24 protein-coding genes and 1 pseudogene are annotated in these 19,972 nt (G+C 47.1%); 8 read left to right on the forward strand and 17 right to left on the reverse strand.

Translation table 11 applies throughout. From position 1 onward, the window contains the following. Positions 1-3 precede the first annotated feature (3 nt). From E4K71_RS10660 to E4K71_RS10695, 8 genes are all read right to left on the reverse strand, one after another. Complete coding sequence (locus tag E4K71_RS10660; protein ID WP_135079386.1) at positions 4-738, reverse strand: flagellar motor protein MotB; 735 nt, start codon at positions 736-738, stop codon at positions 4-6. Next, complete coding sequence (locus E4K71_RS10665) at positions 731-1,570, reverse strand: flagellar motor protein MotB (protein ID WP_135079388.1); 840 nt, start codon at positions 1,568-1,570, stop codon at positions 731-733. The genes E4K71_RS10660 and E4K71_RS10665 overlap by 8 nt, the downstream gene beginning before the upstream one ends. Before the next feature lie 19 nt (positions 1,571-1,589). Next, positions 1,590-2,249, reverse strand: coding sequence for a protein phosphatase CheZ (locus E4K71_RS10670; RefSeq protein ID WP_135079390.1), 660 nt, complete (start codon positions 2,247-2,249; stop codon positions 1,590-1,592). Between the two features lie 43 nt (positions 2,250-2,292). Further along, positions 2,293-2,679, reverse strand: coding sequence for a chemotaxis response regulator CheY (locus E4K71_RS10675; RefSeq protein ID WP_069189891.1), 387 nt, complete (start codon positions 2,677-2,679; stop codon positions 2,293-2,295). Between the two features lie 191 nt (positions 2,680-2,870). Further along, positions 2,871-3,623, reverse strand: a complete 753-nt coding sequence (locus E4K71_RS10680; protein ID WP_135079392.1) for a hypothetical protein — start codon at positions 3,621-3,623, stop codon at positions 2,871-2,873. A 19-nt stretch (positions 3,624-3,642) separates the two neighbouring features. Continuing rightward, the gene (locus E4K71_RS10685) at positions 3,643-4,152 is read right to left on the reverse strand and encodes a DUF6468 domain-containing protein (protein ID WP_135079394.1); all 510 of its coding nucleotides are present in this window, start codon (positions 4,150-4,152) and stop codon (positions 3,643-3,645) included. A gap of 4 nt (positions 4,153-4,156) precedes the next feature. After that, positions 4,157-5,293: a flagellar motor switch protein FliM gene (gene fliM / locus E4K71_RS10690; protein ID WP_135079396.1), complete on the reverse strand. Its 1,137-nt coding sequence runs from the start codon at positions 5,291-5,293 to the stop codon at positions 4,157-4,159. A gap of 50 nt (positions 5,294-5,343) precedes the next feature. Then, entirely contained in the window at positions 5,344-5,880 is a 537-nt protein-coding gene (locus E4K71_RS10695; protein ID WP_135079398.1) for a flagellar basal body-associated FliL family protein, read from the reverse strand. Positions 5,881-6,166: 286 nt separating this feature from the next. Here E4K71_RS10695 and E4K71_RS10700 point away from each other — a divergent pair, with 286 nt between their 5' ends. The 7 genes from E4K71_RS10700 to flgH all read left to right on the forward strand — a co-directional run bounded on the left by E4K71_RS10700 (position 6,167) and on the right by flgH (position 11,643). Then, complete coding sequence (locus E4K71_RS10700) at positions 6,167-6,553, forward strand: hypothetical protein (RefSeq protein WP_135079400.1); 387 nt, start codon at positions 6,167-6,169, stop codon at positions 6,551-6,553. 44 nt (positions 6,554-6,597) lie between these two features. Then, complete coding sequence (locus tag E4K71_RS10705) at positions 6,598-7,323, forward strand: HupE/UreJ family protein (RefSeq protein ID WP_135079402.1); 726 nt, start codon at positions 6,598-6,600, stop codon at positions 7,321-7,323. Positions 7,324-7,338: 15 nt separating this feature from the next. Next, positions 7,339-7,959 carry a transmembrane anchor protein gene (locus E4K71_RS10710; protein ID WP_135079404.1) on the forward strand — a complete coding sequence of 207 codons (621 nt, stop codon included), beginning with the start codon at positions 7,339-7,341 and terminating at the stop codon, positions 7,957-7,959. Positions 7,960-8,237: 278 nt separating this feature from the next. Beyond that, entirely contained in the window at positions 8,238-8,969 is a 732-nt protein-coding gene (gene flgF, locus E4K71_RS10715; RefSeq protein WP_135079406.1) for a flagellar basal-body rod protein FlgF, read from the forward strand. A 53-nt stretch (positions 8,970-9,022) separates the two neighbouring features. Continuing rightward, positions 9,023-9,808, forward strand: coding sequence for a flagellar basal-body rod protein FlgG (gene flgG / locus E4K71_RS10720; protein ID WP_135079408.1), 786 nt, complete (start codon positions 9,023-9,025; stop codon positions 9,806-9,808). Positions 9,809-9,822: 14 nt separating this feature from the next. Further along, positions 9,823-10,836 carry a flagellar basal body P-ring formation chaperone FlgA gene (flgA, locus tag E4K71_RS10725; RefSeq protein ID WP_135079410.1) on the forward strand — a complete coding sequence of 338 codons (1,014 nt, stop codon included), beginning with the start codon at positions 9,823-9,825 and terminating at the stop codon, positions 10,834-10,836. 51 nt (positions 10,837-10,887) lie between these two features. Further along, complete coding sequence (flgH, locus tag E4K71_RS10730; RefSeq protein ID WP_206201898.1) at positions 10,888-11,643, forward strand: flagellar basal body L-ring protein FlgH; 756 nt, start codon at positions 10,888-10,890, stop codon at positions 11,641-11,643. Positions 11,644-11,738: 95 nt separating this feature from the next. Here flgH and E4K71_RS10735 read toward each other — a convergent pair whose 3' ends face one another. The 6 genes and pseudogenes from E4K71_RS10735 to E4K71_RS18455 all read right to left on the reverse strand — a co-directional run. Further along, on the reverse strand, positions 11,739-13,079 hold the full coding sequence (locus E4K71_RS10735) for a TRAP transporter large permease subunit (protein WP_135079414.1): 1,341 nt from the start codon (positions 13,077-13,079) through the stop codon (positions 11,739-11,741). Positions 13,080-13,091: 12 nt separating this feature from the next. Then, complete coding sequence (locus tag E4K71_RS10740; protein WP_135079416.1) at positions 13,092-13,739, reverse strand: TRAP transporter small permease; 648 nt, start codon at positions 13,737-13,739, stop codon at positions 13,092-13,094. A gap of 72 nt (positions 13,740-13,811) precedes the next feature. Continuing rightward, positions 13,812-14,828 carry a TRAP transporter substrate-binding protein gene (locus tag E4K71_RS10745; RefSeq protein WP_135079418.1) on the reverse strand — a complete coding sequence of 339 codons (1,017 nt, stop codon included), beginning with the start codon at positions 14,826-14,828 and terminating at the stop codon, positions 13,812-13,814. A 65-nt stretch (positions 14,829-14,893) separates the two neighbouring features. Next, positions 14,894-16,057: a mandelate racemase/muconate lactonizing enzyme family protein gene (locus tag E4K71_RS10750; protein WP_135079419.1), complete on the reverse strand. Its 1,164-nt coding sequence runs from the start codon at positions 16,055-16,057 to the stop codon at positions 14,894-14,896. A 53-nt stretch (positions 16,058-16,110) separates the two neighbouring features. After that, entirely contained in the window at positions 16,111-16,425 is a 315-nt protein-coding gene (locus E4K71_RS10755) for an FCD domain-containing protein (protein ID WP_346504519.1), read from the reverse strand. A gap of 10 nt (positions 16,426-16,435) precedes the next feature. Then, positions 16,436-16,537, reverse strand: a pseudogene (locus E4K71_RS18455) (IS1595 family transposase); the annotation flags it as partial. Positions 16,538-16,792: 255 nt separating this feature from the next. On the opposite strand from E4K71_RS18455, the gene E4K71_RS10765 reads away from it, so the two are divergent. Continuing rightward, complete coding sequence (locus E4K71_RS10765) at positions 16,793-17,638, forward strand: Fic family protein (protein ID WP_135079423.1); 846 nt, start codon at positions 16,793-16,795, stop codon at positions 17,636-17,638. 721 nt (positions 17,639-18,359) lie between these two features. Here E4K71_RS10765 and E4K71_RS10775 read toward each other — a convergent pair. The 3 genes from E4K71_RS10775 to E4K71_RS10780 form a co-directional block, all read right to left on the reverse strand. Further along, positions 18,360-18,779 (reverse strand): hypothetical protein, encoded by a 420-nt coding sequence (locus tag E4K71_RS10775; RefSeq protein WP_167730454.1) that lies wholly within the window; start codon positions 18,777-18,779, stop codon positions 18,360-18,362. Positions 18,780-18,854: 75 nt separating this feature from the next. Continuing rightward, positions 18,855-19,031: a hypothetical protein gene (locus tag E4K71_RS18255; RefSeq protein ID WP_167730456.1), complete on the reverse strand. Its 177-nt coding sequence runs from the start codon at positions 19,029-19,031 to the stop codon at positions 18,855-18,857. A 423-nt stretch (positions 19,032-19,454) separates the two neighbouring features. Beyond that, complete coding sequence (locus tag E4K71_RS10780; protein ID WP_135079429.1) at positions 19,455-19,943, reverse strand: hypothetical protein; 489 nt, start codon at positions 19,941-19,943, stop codon at positions 19,455-19,457. Positions 19,944-19,972 lie beyond the last annotated feature (29 nt).

A 19,972-nucleotide genomic window follows, 5' to 3' on the forward strand; every position in this document is an offset into this window, starting at 1 on the left:
CATTTATTTCAACACGCCCGTTTGCAAAACCATAATATCCACACGGCGGGCCAATGCTGCTTTTTGTTCTTCCGGTATAGCAGGTAACTGCTCATAACCGCTATCCCCATATCCATATGCCAAGAAATCTTGTGTGAAGCCAGAGTTTCTTAGCGCATTTCCTACAGCAATAGCCCGAAAAAGCGATAATTCCCAGTTGGATGCATAGTCCTGCCCTTGTGCAGGTTGCGGGTCCGTATGTCCAGTTATAACAATCTGATTACTAACATGTCGTAAAACATCGCCAATTTTTAACATAGTTTCTTGCGCACGCGTGCTTAAGTTTTTACTGCCTTGCGTAAAAAGCAAATCACCGGGCAGGGAAATCACCAGACGATCATCCAGCAACTGGATCATGGAACGCCCAAGAATTTTATCGTTTTCCACCTTTTCCGCCAGAACCGCCTGTAAATATTCCAGATTGATCGCACGTTTTCGAAAAACCGTGGAGATATTGTAATCCGCTGTGGCAGTTGCCACTGTTTCTGTTTTTTGCGGATTAAGCGTTGTGGATAAAGAATCTGTGATGGCTTCCCATTTATCAATCTGCACAGTCGCCATAGAAAACAACATAACAAAAAAGGTCAGCAGCAGGGAAACCAAATCCGTAAAAGTCACCATCCAGGCGCCTTTTTTGGGCTCATCCTGCGTTTTGACAACAAACGACGCCAAGCCGATCTGACGCCTTACCTTATTCATGACCTTCCCCTTCTCGCGCTTCAGGGGCAATGGGAAGATCAAGGCTCACTGCGCCCTCACGTTTTCCACCTACTGGTAACGTGACCGGGGCTGGCATGTCCTTTGTTTCCTCGTCTTCTAACAACGGGTCAGTATTGATCAAAGGGGAATTTTCAAATTTGATCCGGTTTTCTTCCTTGGCCCGAATATGGAACCAAATTTCAATTGTCTTTGCCTTGCTGCCTTTCATGCCAATCGACACAGACCCCGGTGGTGCCCCGCGTTGCAATAAATCCCGTGCAAAGGTCCCGGCACGGCGAATGGCAAGGCTCTGGTCTGTAGGCAAGGTCCGTTTGGATGACCAGCCAGCTGGCACAACAAATTCCATTTCAAAACGCAACCCCGGCGGATTGGCGCTTAAGGCAGCCACCAGTCGATCCATAAAGCCATATTGCCCTTCCCGGATAACATCCTGATCCAGTTCAAACAAACTGTCACCATCCAGTTCAACACGCATCAGGCGACCGGGCTGGATCGCATCAACCTTGACAACCCCGACAACGGTTGAAAACAACCCCGTGACCTGACGCTGAAATTCATCAGCAGCCAAAAAGTCGCCTGTTGTAGCATTGAAAGCGGTCAGGTCCATACGGGGAGGCAGTACAGAGGAAAAGGTCGAAGACAGACTTTCCATCAAGGCTTTGGATTTTACCTCTTCCATAGAAGAGATGCTCACCAGCAAAATAAAAAAGGCGAGAACAAGAAGATAAAGGGAAAGAAAAAGCGTAATCGTCCGTGAGGCATCACTTTTGGGTCTGTCACCCCCCTGAAAGTTTACCTGTAACCGGGTCATAGCCTTCTATAGAAAACAGTTAATCGAAACTGGCAAGAAGCGCGTCAATATCTTCCTGGCTTTTGCCTTGGCCTTCAAGTTGCGGCCCTTCAAGCAGGTCTTCATCCGTCAATTCCTGAGGCTCTTCCTCAGCTTCTGGATTTTCTGCTTTAAATTTCTCGATCTCAGATCCAAACGCTTCAACCAGCGCGTCGATCTTTTCTTCGATATGTTGCAGCGCCGTCACAACTTTTGTAATGCGCTGGCCTGTAATATCCTGAAAGGAACAGGCTTCATAAATTTTGGTCGTTGCATCCATGAGTTTGTCGCTGATTTCTTGCTCAACGTCATTCATCACGTCTTCGACCATCTCGGTTGCGTCCATAATATTGTTGGTCGCATCCGCTGTTGCACCGACAATCGCGTCCAATTCATCACTGGCTGATGACAGGTATTTTTCCTTCACATCATCCGGACGTAACTGGGCAATTTCCGCCTTTGCACTATGAATATAATCCGCAAGGGATTCGAGTTCATTATACAGTTCCATATCAGCAGACGTCACATCCCCCTTCATTGTAGAAAGGAGACTATCAACCACTTCGACCACTTCTTCTACCTTAACGGTATCACCATAAGTATCGCGAAGTTCTTCTAAACGTTTTGCTAAGTCGGCATCGACTTGGGATTTTACTGACATGAAAGACCCATGAACTCGAATCGAATCTTACGAAAGCGGGACTTTAGAAGTCACCAATCACGCTCACCATCTTACCTTTGAGCGTTTCTGCATTGAACGGCTTCACGATGTAGTTGGATACACCTGCCTCTTTCGCAGCAATAACGTTCTCGGACTTACTTTCCGCAGTAACCATGATGAACGGGATGTGCTTCAGTTTCGCGTCGCTACGTACCTCGCGCAGCAATTGCAAACCAGTCATTGGCTCCATATTCCAATCAGAAATGATCAGATCAAAGTTGGCCTGACGAAGTTTTTGCAACGCTTGGCTTCCATCAGTTGCTTCGTCAATATTGGTGAAACCCAACTGACGAAGAAGGTTGCGGATGATACGCAACATTGTTTTATAGTCATCCACAATCAGGATGGGCATATTAGGATCGACAGCCATCTAGCACTCCACTCCCAGATAAAAATCTTTTAAATTTCTCTCAAGTCTTCCCCACGATTACCCCGTAAAAAAGACTGCTTTAGATTTACTACTTGAGCTTAGCGCAGGACGCAACCTTTTTAAAAGGTAAACCAACGCATTAGCTCATTTTTTTTCATTTTGTCATATTTTTGGTGTAATTGCCCACCCGCTTACTCGCCTGGTTTGGGCAAACTGCGCAATCTGAACAATTCTTCTGTCACGTCACGTGCTTTTTTCGGGTCCATTTTTGCCAAAATCGGAGCCAAACGACGTTTATTCATCTTTTCAGCAACTTCCAAAAGCACATCCATCTCAAGTTCTTCAAAGATTCGCCCGGCATCTTTCGGCTTCATATTTTCATAAATCTTGATCAAATTAACCAGTTTCTCTTCCTGCTGGTCATCATATTTGACCATCTGGTCCTCAATCGTTCTTTGTAACGCCTTCAAGGATTGGACTTTTTTGTCGATTCTTGCCTCAGCGGCTTTCAGCAAGTTTTCACGAACATCCAATTCTTTGGCCTGCGCCTCCAGCTCTTCACGACGTTCAGCCAGTTTTTGCAGCAAATCAACTTCTGCCTGAGTATAAAATGTCGGATCATCAATCGCAGAATCGTCTTCTGCCTCTTCTGCGGCATCCTCTTCAGCCAGTGCCGCTTTTTCCTCTTCCGTCAGCTCTTCGGTATCGGCCTGGGCCATTTCCAGAACCTGTTTCGGGGCCTTATGGCGATCTTTCATGATTTCATCAGCCGTTTTAGGGCGGCTTTGCGCCCCTTTTTGCACAGCCTCAGCCGTAGAGACAGAAACACCATTGATCCATTCGTCCATCCCTTCCCAAATAGCATTCACCTTGATGGTCAATAAAAAGAAGGCCACGAAGATCGTGACAGGAAGAACACGGATTTTATTCAACATGGACATCATGATTTATGTCTCCTGATCCTTAGCGGACAGATTCCAATGCTTTAAGCAATTCACGCTCAGCATCTGATTTGGGCTTGAATTCATCATCTTGCACCACATCAACAGGTGCAGTAGAGGCTTGCGCAGCAGCGGGCTTTGGCTCAGAAGGGGTCACGGTATCTTTGACCTTTTTCCCACTATAAGCAGGAGCTTCGGGCCTCTTTTCCGGCCTTTTATTGCGTACTGTTTCTTCCAGCTTATCAGCAGAGCTACCCGCACGATCAATCAGGAAGTTCAGATCATCACGCAGAGATTCGGCTTTACGCAACGTATCTTGCACATCGCGCTTCATCTGATCAGCCGAACCGGTCAGTTTATGAATGCTTTCTTCTGCACGCAACGTCGCATCTTCAAACTGATTGGCGAGCTTTTCAAGTTCCGACTGATCTTTACGCAAATCAGACAGGCGACGGTTCAACATGACCGCATAGGCAATTGTGGCGATCAAAAGCACCGCAATGAGCATATCCAGGATTAATGCAAATGGCATTGCCTTACCCTTTCTTCTTCGCTATTTCGTCATCAATCCGCACAGCAATGTTGTTGCCCTTGCGGCCCATCTTTCCAGTATACATGGAAACACCGCCACAGCGAATCTCAATATCTGAATCCGGGGTCGCATTAAACATAATCTGCGAACCGATCTTCAGGTTAATAATATCGGTCAATTCCATATATTGTTCATCCAAAACGGCTTCCAGATCCACATCGGTCTGCCACAGCTCACGCGCCAGGTGGGTTTCCCAAATACTGTCACGACCAAATTTCTCACCCATGAACATCTGCAAGAGAAGTTCACGAACAGGTTCCAGCGTCGCATAGGGCAAGAGCATCTCAACCCGGCCACCCCGATCTTCCATGTCAATCCGCAGTTTAGCCACAATCGCGGCGTTACTCGGGCGTGAAATGGTGGCAAAGCGCGGGTTGGTTTCCAAACGATCAAAACGGAAAGACACAGGCGACAGCGGATCAAAGGCCGCAGACAAATCATTCAAGACCACATGGACCATTCGTTCAACGAGGTTACGTTCAATGGTCGTATAAGGACGACCTTCAATCCGCATGGCCGCCGTCCCGCGACGACCACCCAGCAAAACGTCCACGATGGAATAGATCATGGAACTGTCAATGGTCAACAAACCATAGTTATCCCACTCTTCCGCCTTAAACACGCCCAGCATGGCTGGCAGCGGGATAGAGTTAAGATAGTCACCAAAACGGATAGATACAATGTTATCCAGCGAAACTTCCACGTTATCGGAGGTAAAGTTACGCATAGAAGTCGACATCATACGCACAAGACGGTCAAAAACGACCTCCAGCATCGGCAGACGTTCGTAAGAAACGAGTGCTGAGTTCAGGATCGCCTGAATACCGCTTTGTCCGGCTTCATCATCATGGTCTTCATCGAAACCGAGAAGACTATCAATTTCATCCTGGTTTAGAACACGCGTCGACTCACGACCACCAACGGCCCCTAAGAGGTCGGCACCAGCACCGCCACCGTCGTCACCGACCATGGACTCCCATTCTGCCGCGAGATCGTCGTCTTCACCACCGTCCTCGTCATCGCCGAGCGCAGCTTCCCATTCCGCAGCCAGGTCATCACCATCATCTTCGGCGACAGTCATACGTCCAGTCCTTCACACTGTTCCATCATCGTCTTACATACCGACCGGTATTATTGTACCAGCATTTCCTTAAAAAGCACGTCATTCACTTTGACCGGCGCCACCGCGGCATTCACACGGGCCAACAGCTCTTCGCGCAAACGATACATGCCGGCTGACCCTTTTAAGTCTTCAACACGCAATTCACGCAAATATACCTGAAACGCATCCACAACACGGTCTTGCACAGCCACAACCTTGTCGACCTCAAGCGCATTGGGTACTTCCAGGCTGACACGAATTTTCAGGAAGCTGGATTTGCGCCCTGTTGTATTGAGGTTGACCAGGATTTCCGGCAAGTCCGTAAAGGCCACAGGACCGAGGTCTTCATCACTTGCGCCCTCGCCGCCTTCACCCTCAGCAGATTCTTCAGCCCCGATCAATGGGTCAAGCAATCCGGTAAAATAAGCACCAGCCGCACCGCCAATAATCAAAATCAAAGGAATAGCAAACAGCAGAATCTTTTTCTTGCCACCGCCGCCGGAGCCGCCTTCCTCATCATCCAGATCATCGTCGTCCATGTCGTCGAGATCGTCATCATCAGCCATGTCTAGTACTCACCAATAAAGTCACACAATTTTACCGTTGCCACATTCATATATATGGCACTCCTTATTTACACCATACTTAGCAACTGATTAACAACAGGTTTCTTTCGAAAGATTTAATTTCAAAAAAGCCAGCCCCCTTTCATTTAGAAAGTAAGCTGACTTCAACAAAAGTTCCATAGTATTCAAACCGCATAAAGCATAAGCTAATCGTTGATTAGGGCTTGTTGATCAGAATTATTCTGATATATCACCTAACGGGTGACTATTTTAGTATGGCGAATAAATGTTCCTGAAAAATAAGATATTGCTATGTGCTGCTATTGCACTCTCAATTATTTTGGGAAATGTCGTCCATTCATTTGTGAAGTTCGAAACCCATTATTCCCTCTCGACAAACATGCAAACAACAGAGATGAATGATAAGAAACATTCACACTCACATTCACATCATGAAGAAAGTGAAGAGACCTCTTCGCTATCCAAGCATGTACACAGCCATAACTCTATAGATCACACCCATGACTTACCTGTCATTTTAACCAAACCATCGTTTTCTCTAGCTAAGCAGATTATTTCGCCCCTACAAAGCAGCAATGACCTTGCCGTTAGCTACAATGTGCATGGCTTAGACCGCCCTCCAAGAGGCCCCTTTTTGGTTGCTCTGTCTTAAACGACAGAGAATATCTGAAATAAAAACCAAATAAGGAAATATAAATGCTTCAATATATGAAGTGTGAAAGTCACCGAAAACTTTTACAATCGGGTTTGACGATCTTACTGGCAATCGCTGCTGTATTTTCGTTTGCCAATATCGCTTTTGCGCATGCCGTTGCCGAAGGCGACAAGGGGTATATCCAAGAAATCTTTGGTGTACAACTGATACCTTTTGCCTATTTAGGGGCAAAACACATGGTCACAGGATATGATCATATCCTGTTTCTCTTTGGGGTAATCTTCTTTCTCTATCGCATAAAACACATCGCGATTTACGTCAGCCTATTCGCCGTTGGCCATTCAACAACCATGATCATTGGTGTCTTGTTTGACTTTGGTATTAACAGCTATCTAATTGATGCCATCATCGGATTTTCCATCGTCTATAAAGCACTGGACAATCTTGGGGCGTACCAACGCTGGTTCGGCGTTCAACCCAACACAAAGATCGCCACGCTCATCTTTGGTTTCTTCCATGGTTTTGGCTTGGCTTCCAAAATCATAGACTATGAAATTGCCCAAGATGGACTTATTCCCAATTTGCTGGCTTTCAATATTGGGGTTGAAATTGGACAAATTTTGGCCTTAAGCGCCATTCTCATTGCGATGGGATGGTGGCGCAGAAGCAGCAGCTTTTTCAAACATGCCTACACAACAAATGTAATTATGATGACCGCTGGTTTTGTGCTGATTGGATATCAGCTTACTGGCTACTTCGTCTCCTAAAACAAAGGGTTCACTATGTATAACGAAAATATTCCGTCTCACGTGGAACTTCCAAGCACGAAGCAGTTAATCAAATCAACAGTGATCTCTTTTGTTTCAGCTGTTGTGATCCTTGTCACCATTGTCCTGCCTTCTGAATATGCCATCGACCCAACGGGTGTTGGGCGCCTATTGGGTTTAACTGAAATGGGCGAGATCAAAGCACAACTGGCAGAAGAAGCCGCCCAAGACCATGGTTCTAACATCACTGACAAATCACCCTGGAATGCTTTTGCTTCCCTCTTTGCAATCAAATCAGCAAATGCCGAAACACCTACAAGCTCATGGACAGATGAAATCAGCTTTGAACTCGTCCCCGGGCAAGGAACCGAATATAAGCTGAAAATGAAAAAAGGGGCCGTTGCCCATTATGATTGGAGCGTTGAAGGCGGTCGTGCCAACTATGACCTACACGGTGATGGGTCAGGTAAATCAACCAGCTATCAAAAAGGGCGTGGTGTTACAGGTGATGTCGGTGGCCTTATTGCCAAATTTGATGGTTATCATGGCTGGTTTTGGCGCAATAGAGACAAGCAACCGATCAAGATCACCCTCCGGGTGAAAGGGGAATATAGCGAACTTAAACATATGAAATAAGAAAACTTAGGGTCAGAACCTAAAAGCGGAGGCGAAAGTCTCCGCTTTTTTTATTTCGATAAAACTATTTTTCCCCTGTAAGTCCCCAAAAGGGAATTTCTTGCCGCCCGGCAAGTAAACCTCCCGGTAACTTTTGAATCCACACACACCACCAACATAACCAACTTATTGATTTTACTTATATTTTAAAACTGGCATGGTCTCTGCATATACAGTCGCAACAACGCGGCGAAAAAGTCGCATCATTGAGCGAACTAAAGTTTAAGAGGCATAGCCAAATGGAAAACTCATTACTCATCGCCCTGTCGCGCCAGTCGACGCTAAAGCGTGAAATGGCTTCCGTGGCGAACAACATCGCCAACATGAACACTCACGCCTACAAACGTGAGTCCATGATGTTTGATGACTACCTGATGCGCAGTAAAGGCGGTGACGCCATCATGGGTGATAAGCTCATGTTTGTACGTGATATTGCCCAATACCGCGACCTGTCAGAAGGCAGCTTTGAAGATACTGGTAATCCACTGGATCTTGCCATTCACGGCGAAGGCTACTTTGTTGTCGAAACCCCGGAAGGCAACCGCTACACCCGTAACGGTCACTTCCAGCTCAACAACGAAGGTGTGGTTGTTACTTCTGACGGCCATCCGGTTCTGACCGCTGACGGTGAGAAAATTGAGACAGACCCAACAAATTCCCGCATCGAAGTCAGCCGCACAGGTCAGATTTTCACAGATGCCGGAGAGCTGGGCCAGATTGGGATCGTAGAATTCGAAAACCCGCAATTCATGGATAAAACATCCAACACCCTGTTCAGTTCCAAAGAAGCGGGTGCACAAATTGAAATGCCACATGTCATGCAGGGCAAGCTGGAACTTTCCAACGTCCAGCCAATCATTGAAATGACCCGCATGATTGATGTTCACCGTTCTTATGAACGGGCAAAATCACTGGTAACCAAAGAAGACGAGCGCATGAAGAAAGCCCTCTCTTTGGTCACTGACAGATAAGTAAGCGCCGATAAAACGGCTAACAAGAGCGAAAAAGTTTAGGAGTATAGACAATGAGATCTTTAAGTATCGGTGCTACTGGGATGATGGCTCAACAACAAAATGTTGAAGTCATCTCAAACAACCTGGCAAACATGAACACCACGGCCTTCCAGCGTCGCCGCACAGAGTTTCATGACCTTCTGTATCAAAACCTGCGCCGTGTAGGTTCCACCTCTGCCGATGATGGTTCTGTTGTTCCATCCGGTGTCCAGTTAGGTCTGGGTGTGAAACTGGCAGCTGTTTATCGTATTCACGAACAAGGCAACCTGACAGCCACAGACAATACATTTGACCTTGCCATCCAGGGCAATGGCTTCTTCCAGATCACCCTGCCCGACGGCCAGACAGGCTATACCCGTGACGGGACATTCCAGCTCAATGGTGATGGCGAACTTGTGACCCACGATGGCTATCTCGTTCAACCGGGCCTGACCATTCCAGCCAACGCCGTTGATGTTACCGTCAACTCTTCCGGTGAAGTTTTGGCAAAAATTGACGGCCAGATCGAATTGCAAAATGTGGGTCAATTGAACCTTGCGACCTTTGCCAACCCGGCGGGCCTGAGCGCACAAGGGTCAAACTATTACCTGCAAACACCGGCATCCGGCCAACCCTCAACCGCTGTACCGGGCTCTACTGGCTACGGTTCCATCCTTCAAGGCTTCCTGGAAACATCCAACGTCAATGCGGTTTCCGAAGTCACCAACCTGATTTCTGCGCAACGTGCCTACGAGATGAACTCCAAAGTCATCTCCACCTCGGATGAGATGATGGGCACCCTGTCGCAAATGCGCTAAGGAGGACATAAGTCATGAAACGCTTTATCTTTATTGCAAGCTTATTTGCCGCCCTGATGATCGCATCGGCAACTTCTGCCTCCCCGGCCCAAAACGACAAATTGGCAACAGGCGATGGCGGCCCAGTTGCCCTTCGCGAAAATATTGTGGTCTCTGGTGCCTACATTCGGCTTGGTGATCTCTTTTCCAATGCCCCTGTCGACAAGGCGGAAACAGCTGTAGCCTATGCCCCAAAGCCTGGTCGTCGTGCCTCTTTCGATGCGCGTTGGCTGTATCGTGTGGCCCGTGCCTACGGCCTGCAATGGCGTCCACTGGCTGCTGATCTGCGTGCAACGGTCACACGTGACAGCGTTGTCATTCAAAAAGATGAAATTCTGGATGCCCTGCTGGCTTCCCTGACCCAATATGACTTGCCCAGCAACCCGCATATTGAACTGAGCAACAAGAACCTGCGTATCCATGTCCCTGCTGAAATCATGGCCGAAGTGGCGGTGGAAGATGTTGTCTATAACCGTCGCACCAACCGATTTGCCGCTATGGTCACTGTGGGTGAAAAAAATATGAATGCCAACCAGCGTGTGCGTGTCACCGGTCAGGTTCATCAAATGATCGAAGTCCCAACACTGACACGTCGTCTACACAAGGGGGAAGTTATTGCCGACAATGACATCACCTGGGTGAAAATGCGCGCTGATCGCACTCAACGTGATGTTATCACCGATGTTGAAGATGTGATTGGCATGACACCGAAACGCGCCTTGCGCCCGGAACAACCCATTCGTACCATGGATATCCAGCGCCCGGTTCTGGTCCCCAAAGGGAGCCTGGTGACGATCATCCTGAAAAAACCGGGCATGACCCTGACTTCACAGGGGCGCGCCATGGAAAACGGGGCTGATGGTGAAACCATCCGCATCAATAATACCAAAACAAAACGCACAATTGACGCCATCGTCATTGGAAGTTCCATGGTCACAGTCTTACCAAGCATCGACCAATCTGCTCAGCTTGCATCAATCGGAAATTAAACAAAACGCAAGTTTGAGTGTGTCTTAGAGCAAATGTTAGGAGAAACGAAAATGTTTCAGATCAAAAATATCTTAAGGGTCACAGCCATCGTTGTCTTGATGTCTTCCCTGTCGGCCTGTGGCCTGTTTACCCGCCTGTCCCATGTTGGGGATGGCCCGAAAACAACCGAAATCGTCAACCCGACCAAACGCCCGGATTATCAGCCCGTCAGCATGCCTATGCCCGCGCCGAAACAGGCCCATATTAACCCAAATTCCCTGTGGCGCAGCGGTGCCCGCGCTTTCTTCAAAGATAACCGAGCCAATGAAGTCGGTGACATCCTGACAGTCAGTATCGCCATTTCTGATAAAGCCAGCATTAACAATAAAACTGAACGCACACGTGACGACACAGAAGACGCAAACCTGACCAACCTGTTTGGCTTTGAAGCCGGTCTGGCAAAAGTTGTCTCTTCCAACGTAAGCAATGCTTCTACCGTCAGCCTGGATACGGATCACACGACCAAAGGTGAAGGCAAAATTGCCCGTGATGAAAGTATCACCATGACTGTGGCTGCTGTTATCACCCAAATCCTGCCCAATGGTAATCTGGTGATCAATGGCCGTCAGGAAACACTGGTAAACTACGAACTACGTGAATTGAACATCACAGGTATTATCCGTCGTGAAGATATCACATCCGCCAATACCATCGACCATACGAAAATCGCTGAAATGCGCGTAACATATGGTGGTCGCGGCAATGTCTCTGAACTGCAACAACCGCGTTGGGGTATGCAAGTTCTCGATATCCTCGCACCTTTCTAAGTTTCTATGCCCTAGCACTTATCGCTCTAAGACTAGGAAAACTAAAGGCCGAAGCAATTGCTTCGGCCTTCTTTTTTTTAAAGCGAAAAGAGCCCTCAATTCAACAGGATTGAAGTTATTTCTGGAAAGAGCAACATAATTGCCAGCACCATCAACTGAATACAGATAAAGGGCATAAAACCTTTAAAGATATCCGTCAGTGAAATATGGGACGGTGCAACAGACTTCAAATAGAAAGCGGCACCACCAAAAGGTGGGCTCAAAAACGCCACCTGCATATTGATACAGAACAAAATACCAAACCAGACGGAGACATGTTTGGGGTCAAGCCCACCCAAAAGCCCCATATCAGCCGGATTAAACTTGGCAATAATGGGCAAAAATACCGGCATCGTCAGCAGGACAATACCCACCCAGTCCAAAATAGCGCCAAGGAAAAGGAACACCACCATCATCATCAGAATAATACCCATCGGGGGTAAGTCAAACCCAAGGATCGCATTGGCGACAAAGGCCGGACCACCGATCAGGGAATAGGCACCCGCCAGTGTGGTTGCCCCTAATGTCACCCAAATGATTGTCCCTGTTGAACGCATGGTACGCTGCAGTGCTTCCAAAAACAGGGAAATCGAAAATTCACCACGATATTTAATCAAGAGCAATGTGCCCACACAACCAATAGCAGCTGCTTCTGTAATCCCTGTAATCCCACCATAGATGGAACCCAGAATACAGGTGATCAACATGACCGGCGGCAACAACCCTTTGAGAGCGATAAGCTTGTCCTTAAAGGTAATCTCTTCGTCAATTTCCGGTAAGGGAGCCAGATCCGGGTTCAAACGTGTGCGGATCAAAATATAAACGATATAAGCACCGCCCAGCATCAGACCGGGAATAATCGCAGCTTGAAACAGGGCATGAATAGAGGTTTCAGTCACCACACCATACATAATCAAAACGATGGATGGCGGGATCATAGTCCCCAGTGAACCGGAGGCACAGATGGTGCCACATGCCAATTTTTGGTCATATCCCAAACGCAGCATTTGCGGCAAGGCAATCAGACCAAGCAGAACAATTTCACCACCAATAATGCCGGACATGGCGGCCATAATGATCGCCATGACAGCTGTAATCACCGCAATACCGCCGCGTGTCTTATTGAACCAGACATTAAGCGAGTCATACATATCCTGCGCGATATTACTGCGCTCCAGCAACATCGCCATAAAAATGAACAACGGTACAGCAAGCAACGCATGTTCGATAGTCAGGTCATACATGCGTTGGCCCAAAATATAGAAGCCACGTTCACCAAATTTCCAATAGGCAATCGCTGTTCCTAGAAAACCGGACGCAAGGGCAAGCGGGACACCCAAGGCCAGTAAAATAATAATACCGATAAACAGTAAGAGCGATATTTCAGCTACACCCATAATACACCTCCCTTACACATCATCTGCAATATCATGGACTTCTTTGTCTTTTGACCAGTCCATGAAAATGTTATTGATTGCCTGCACAGCCATCCAGGCCATGGTCAGAACAATAAGCGGTTTCATAATTGCCGGAATAGGCGGGTTCCAGGCAGACCCATAGAGTTCCCATGTTTCCAATTTAGTCATGGCATTTTTCCAATATCCCGTGGTCACGGCATAACAGAAGATCAAAATGCAAATCAGGGAAATCGCATCAAAGATGCGCTGCACGGGGCGAGAAACCAGATCGTAAAGGATCACCACACGGATGTGGCTGCGTTGCTGCATGGCATATAATCCACCCAGCAGGAACACCATCCCTCCCAACCAACGTGAGAGTTCTTCCACCCAGATTGTCGGTGAATTGAAGACATAACGCAAAATGACTTCAAGAAACATAATCGCAACAATGAAGGCGACTTTGAACATGAGGATAGAACTCATGTAAAGCGTGATTTTATCAATAATAGAAAGTTCTGGTTCTTCATCATCACTACTGTGATGAATACCTTTTGCCAGCATCGGCACCAGACGTGGAGAAACAAAGATCATCCAAAGGATCGCGGCCAAAGACAGCCCCCCAATCCAGATCAGTGTTGACGTTTCCAACTGTGGCATGAGATCCTCCCTGTGATCTTCTCTAAAAAAAGAGGGAGATCATCATCTCCCTCCTAAGCTCAGTCGTGTTGGTTATTTGATCAGGCCAATACGCTTCATGAAAGCAACATGACTATCAACCAGCTCGCGGGCCTCCGGGCTCTTATCACCCCATTCCTGCCACTTCTTCTGGGCAGCTGCGCGGAACGTCGCACGGTCTTCAGCTGACCAGTTATGAAGGGTCACACCTTCAGAACCGATTGTGCTGGCCGTTTCACTTACCGCAACCTGTGTCCCCATTGCATGCTGGAAAGCGAGCTTTTGCATGGCAACATTGAGGATGGATTTCAGATCATTTGGCAACGCATCATAAACGTCTTTATTGATCGCCAGATGATCAGATGGCATGGAGTGAAAACCCGGATATGTGGCGTGTTTCACAACATCATAAAGCCCCAGAGACTTGTTTACCGCCAGGTTGGCAGCATCGGCTCCTTCGATTACTTTTGTTTCAAGGGCGGTGAAAACTTCACCAAAACCCATCACAATCGGCTTGGCACCCAGCTCGGCAAAAATTTCCGTTTCCATGCCCGGTGGGGAACGGAACTTCCAGTCTTTTAGATCAGCAGGACTTGCCAGTGGTACGGAAGAAGACATGGTTTCTTGGCCTGAGACCCACCAACCGATCAGTTGCAAACCATATTTATTGTAAAGCTTTTGGGCCTTTTCCATGCCACCACCGTAATACAGCCAGGACAATTGTTCCCAAGGGGTATTGTAACCACCCATAATATCGCCTAAGAATTGGAAGGCAGGGTTTTTACCCGTTTGATAGCCCGCAGTCGTCATGTCACCGTCCAAAATGCCATTGGCGACTGCGTCAAACGTTTCTGTGCCTTTGACGATAGAACCGGAATAATACATTTCCAGTTTCAAACGGCCGCTGGACATGCTTTCAACATCTTTGGCAAATTGTGCCGCATTTTTACCATTTGGTGATTCAGCACTCAGATGTGTCTGAATTTTCAGTGTGTAATCCTTGGCCAAAGCAACGGCAGATGTTGCCATAGACAGAGCAGCTGCACAGACAGCGACTTTCAAGAGTTTCATTTATTCCTCCCTGTAGAAGAGTAAAAGTTTTAAACAAAATAATTCGCACCCTTCGGTGCCAATAGTCAGGCATCCACGCGATAGTGATCTACAAAATCCCAATCGAGGTCGATCCCCAGGCCAGGTCCTTTAGGCAAAGAAATCCAGCCACCGTTTTCCTTCACCTGATCAAGAACCCCAAGGGATTCAGCAAGCAAATTCTCACGGAATAAGTTTGGTGTGGTGTCATATTCAAGCATGGGCTCGGTTGGGTGAGCCCCGCCGGGCAGGTTCGGCATCGCTGCCAGCAAGTGGATGTTCATGGCAACACAAACAGCAGAACCCCAGACATGGTTCACCACCGGAATAAAGTGGGCATGGGCCATATCACGGATTTTCAGATATTCCGAAATACCCCCCAATGCACAGGTTTCAGGCTGCAACACATCAACACAGCGTTTTTCGATCAGATCACGAAAACCCCAGCGCGTGAATTCGGCTTCACCGCCTGCGATATTCAGGTCCAGTGCTTCACACATATCGCGATAGCCCTGATAATCTTCTGGGGCGACAGGTTCTTCAAACCAGTCAACGCCAAGCTTTTCAAATTCACGTCCCAGCGGAATGGCTTCACGTGCCGTATAGGCGTGGTTCGCATCCACCATCAAGCCGGTGTCATCACCAATGGCATCACGAACAGCTGACACAAGACGGATATCTTCTTTAACGCCTTTGCCGATCTTCATCTTCATGGCGTTAAAGCCCATGTCCTTAATTTGTGCGGCTTCATTATGGAAGCGCTCTTCAAGGTCAGGTACTTGTTGCAACATCATGCCATAACCATAGACGTCGATTTTGTCACGGAACGCACCGCCAACCATCTTGTATAAGGGGAGACCAGCGATTTTTCCGGCAATATCCCACAAGGCAATATCCACACCGGATAAAGCCTGCATCGGCATGCCTTTTTGACCATGATCACGAATATCATTGTAGATGGTATTCCAGATGACTTCACGGTCACGCGGGTCCATCCCGACGATCAAAGGCTGAATCACTTTTTCAACGATTGTCTTGTTGGTCAGCGCAACACCGCCGGGGCCAAAACATTCACCGATCCCGGTAATCCCCTCATCCGTTGTAACTTCAACGATATGGGCTGTGCGCTTGGTATAGTATTTCTGAGAATACCCAAGCGGTTCATCCAATTCATAGGAGAGAACGTGGCTTTTAATCCCTGTTATCTTCATAATTGTCCCAATTGTTAGTGTTTAAAGTAACGGATGAAGGGGCGCGATCAGGTTCAGCTCCCCGCCATCCGCAGTTTCTTTCCGGCATCCTCAAGCAATGTATCCATTGCAAGCTTCGCCTTTGCCGGATCATGTTCAGAAATGGCAGTTACAACGGCTTCATGGAATTTCAATGAAGCCACATTCTTCTCATAATCCGGGTTTGTCACCTTGATGCTGGAGAGCAAATCAGCAGAAATCAGCCCCCCCAATGCATTAAGGTAGTCGTTGTGAGTTGCTGCCAGGATCGCAATATGGAAATCCGCATCCGCCTGGGCATAACCTTCGGCATTGCGAACGTTTGCTTCCATACGTTTAAAGGCATCCATAATGTCAGTGATGGACACCTACAATTTCAGCAGTCGCACGAGCCGTGCTGCCTGCGACAAAATGCTCAATCAACTTGCTTTGCTGACGTAAAGTCAGACGACTTTTTCGGATGTACATCGTAGCCATTATAGAACCTCTTTCAGTCCTTAGCTACTTCAGCCCCAAAGCAAATTTGTTTGCAGCTCAGATGAGCGTTATAATTCAAGAGCTTCGAGAAGATGGATTTAAAACTCAATTGGCAATTTGTAACGAATTGAATAGTCGAAACATTCTATCTGCCCGCGGCGGAAAGTGGTATCCTGCGACCATTAATAGGTTATTCAAAAGGATAAATAGCTTCTAAAAATAGCAATTAATAAATTGATTATGTCTGAGAAAGAGCCGATTAATGGTAAAAAACCAAAAAAGCAAACTGAGAACGATCAAACAATTTTAAAACAGAGCCAAGATATTCAGAGCGATATTGAGAATTTAACGGATAGACTTATGAACTTCACATTTGATCAAAAACGAATAGAAGAACTTCTCTCAGAAGTGTCTATCCAGCCGAATATAGAGAAAGCTTTGTTCCTCGCAAAAAAGCAGAGGGTTGATGTTGTTTATCATGCGGCTGCACTTGAAGATAACCCTTTTACCTTACCTGAAGTTCAAACCTTGCTTGAGGGTATAACTGTCGGAGGCCATAAGCTTTCTGATGAAAGCCAAGTTCTAAATCTAGATAAAGCTTGGAAACATACGCTTGATCTTATTCGAGACCAGAGGTTCGAATTAGAGAAGCAAACAATATGTGAAATTCACAAACTGGTTGCCAAAGAAGAAGCTTTGGAATGGGGGCAGTTTAGGAGTGGGGGAGTAACGATTTCCGGTACTCAATATAGGCCTCCTGAAGCTAGCAAACTTGATCAAATATTTGAGAAAGGTTGTGAAAATTTACAACAAATAGAAAACCCTATTTTAAAAGCTATGTGCTATTTCCTCATGGGAGCATTGAACCAATTCTTCTATGATGGAAACAAGAGGACTTCACGAATTACAGCAAATGCAATGCTAATTTCTAAAGGTTATCCTGTATTTAATATCTTGGCCAAAGACAAGTTGGCATTTAACAAGACAATGATTGAGTTCTACGATACTCAAGAAGGTACAAAAGCCTTAGAGTTCTTTATTCCGTATTATTTGGAAATGAATAAAGGGCTTGGCTTCGGTTATTAAAAAGGGATGATCAAGTGTGCACCTCAATCATCCCTCGCCCCTCAGAAGGAAGCGTTCAAGTCATTGGACGCATCACGAGCGTTGAGGCGTTGCATAATCCATTCATCAATCTCAGCAAGCACCCACGCAACCCGATTTGCGCCTAGCCGAACCCTCTTGGGAAAATGGCCTGCTGCTTCGAGCCGCGCTATGTGCTGAGGTGTGTATGGAATAGAGGTGAACACTCGCGTGTCTTACTCGACTGCCGCTGAGTACATGCGGGTCGCAAAGCATTCGAAAGATATGGACCTCCATAACTTTGAAGGCGGCATCCGTGCTTTTCTTGACGCTAACGCGAAGAAGAAAGCAACCCCATCCCACATCCTGTAGCTCAGCAGGCGGTCACGCTTTGACCTGCTTACTCCTCATATCCCGGACCCCGAAGGGTCACCGCGACGGGAGCCGGTGAAGACTCTGACAGTCGTAATAATCACCGGCCTGCTGGTTGAGTTTTTCACGATCCAGCATCTTTTTGTCCCTAAATATATGTTCGAATATAAAAAGCCTGAGACTCTATATTTATACTGGCTTTTACCGGCACTCCCGCCGATTTCCAGTCGCCCATGGAGGTTTTCAGGGCAATACACCGCCGGTCTTTGTCCCGGTATCGGTGGTTCTAGTCGATTATGTCCTCTTACAGCAGTATTTATCAAAGTCGGTCACTTTCGTGTCCCCACCATGATTAAACGGCTAATTGCTCTGCATTTGCGAGCTTGCGGAATAAGGTCACTTCGCAGTTATCTGGGTCATCATCCGGGATGATTTCGACATTCACATCTGCCAGCGAGATGGTCCCACCATGGCCTTCGACCTCAACGAAATAGGATTTGGTGAGGAAGTCGACAGCTTCATCATACCGTCTTGCATAGATCGATACGTCGCAATCCAAGCAAATACACATGCCGGTTTCATCAATGTGTTTGATGACAATATTGCGTACGTTGTCGGTAATGGCATCTAGGGCTAAAAATCTCACGTTCAATTGGTTATCCTTGAACGTAGAAATCCGGCTTTTTGACGTGCCGCTGATATGGATGACAAAGCTAAATAACTTAGCTGGTTGGGTGTAGTCGATGTCAGAAACTTCTATCAATTTCATCATTCTATCCTTTCATAAGGGGCGGCCCGTATGCAGGAGGCAGTTGGAGGGGAGCATACGGGCCTTGGGGGCAATCGGTTACTTGTCTAGCTGTTCTTTTTCTCGTTTGGCTCGCATGCGTTCTTCATGCTGTTTTCTAAATCGAGCCGTCAGCTTTTCAGGTTCTGTGCGGAGATTGACCATCTCCCAGTCCGGTTCAAACCCAACCATGACGCAATCTTCCGGCAGGTCGGGCATTGGTTTTTTACGTTTCATATTTCTTACTCCTCGTTATGGAGAGGACCAATTCCTCGTCCGTCAGGAGTATTTATCCTTGGAAGCTATTTCCGTGTCCCGGCGATTGGTTGCCACGGATAAATACCTGTAACCACTTACGAAACAGGAGTTGCTACAATGATGATGACAGAAGAATTATATGAGGTTTTAACTGAGGCAGATGTGATCCGAACTCAGGGTCAGTTTAGCCAACTGTGCGGACGCAAGTTCAGTTGGACAAGTAGTGCAATTAGCACTGGGAGGGAGATGTCTCTGGAAGCGACCTTGGCCTGTTACTGTAATCTATTGGCGATTAGAGATGCTGCTGCTAGAGAGCAGGACTTCGCAAGTTACGAAGATTTGAATCGCATATGCCAATGGTTATGGAATGACATGTGTAGCGGCGTAGAGAGCTTGTGCCAGTCACTGGCTGCCTGACCAGCTTTCTCCCCAAGTATTGTGTTCAGGGACATAGATCGCACCGAATTTGGTCATGAGGTCTATAACATCATTGATCGCCTGCTGATGATTTCGGCGACAACGGTCCAACGCACCGGGAACGGCTGCCCCATGGCGTTCCCACCGGTTTTCTTCTTGTAGCCAGCCATGGATGCGGAGGATGTGTTTTTCTGTAGTGACATGAGTTGGGCGATCAATAAAGGCGTTGTTACCACCATATGGCACCGCAAACCTATATAACCACCCGGCAGCCCGTTCTGCCATGACGCTGTGATGTTGGGTTAATTCTTGGCATTTATCAGCAATTCGCTTGATCTTGCCACCTTCCATCATTTGACGACGTTGTTCCCAATAGGCAGGGTCTTGAGTTACTCGAAGACGGGTTTGGTCATTTGGATTGAAAGCATGGGCTGGTAACGCTGATAATAAGAAAAACAGTAGAAAAAGACGCATCTTATATACAGTGGGGCAATGCCCCACTG

The sequence above is a fragment of the Terasakiella sp. SH-1 genome, assembly GCF_004564135.1.
Taxonomy (GTDB): domain Bacteria; phylum Pseudomonadota; class Alphaproteobacteria; order Rhodospirillales; family Terasakiellaceae; genus Terasakiella.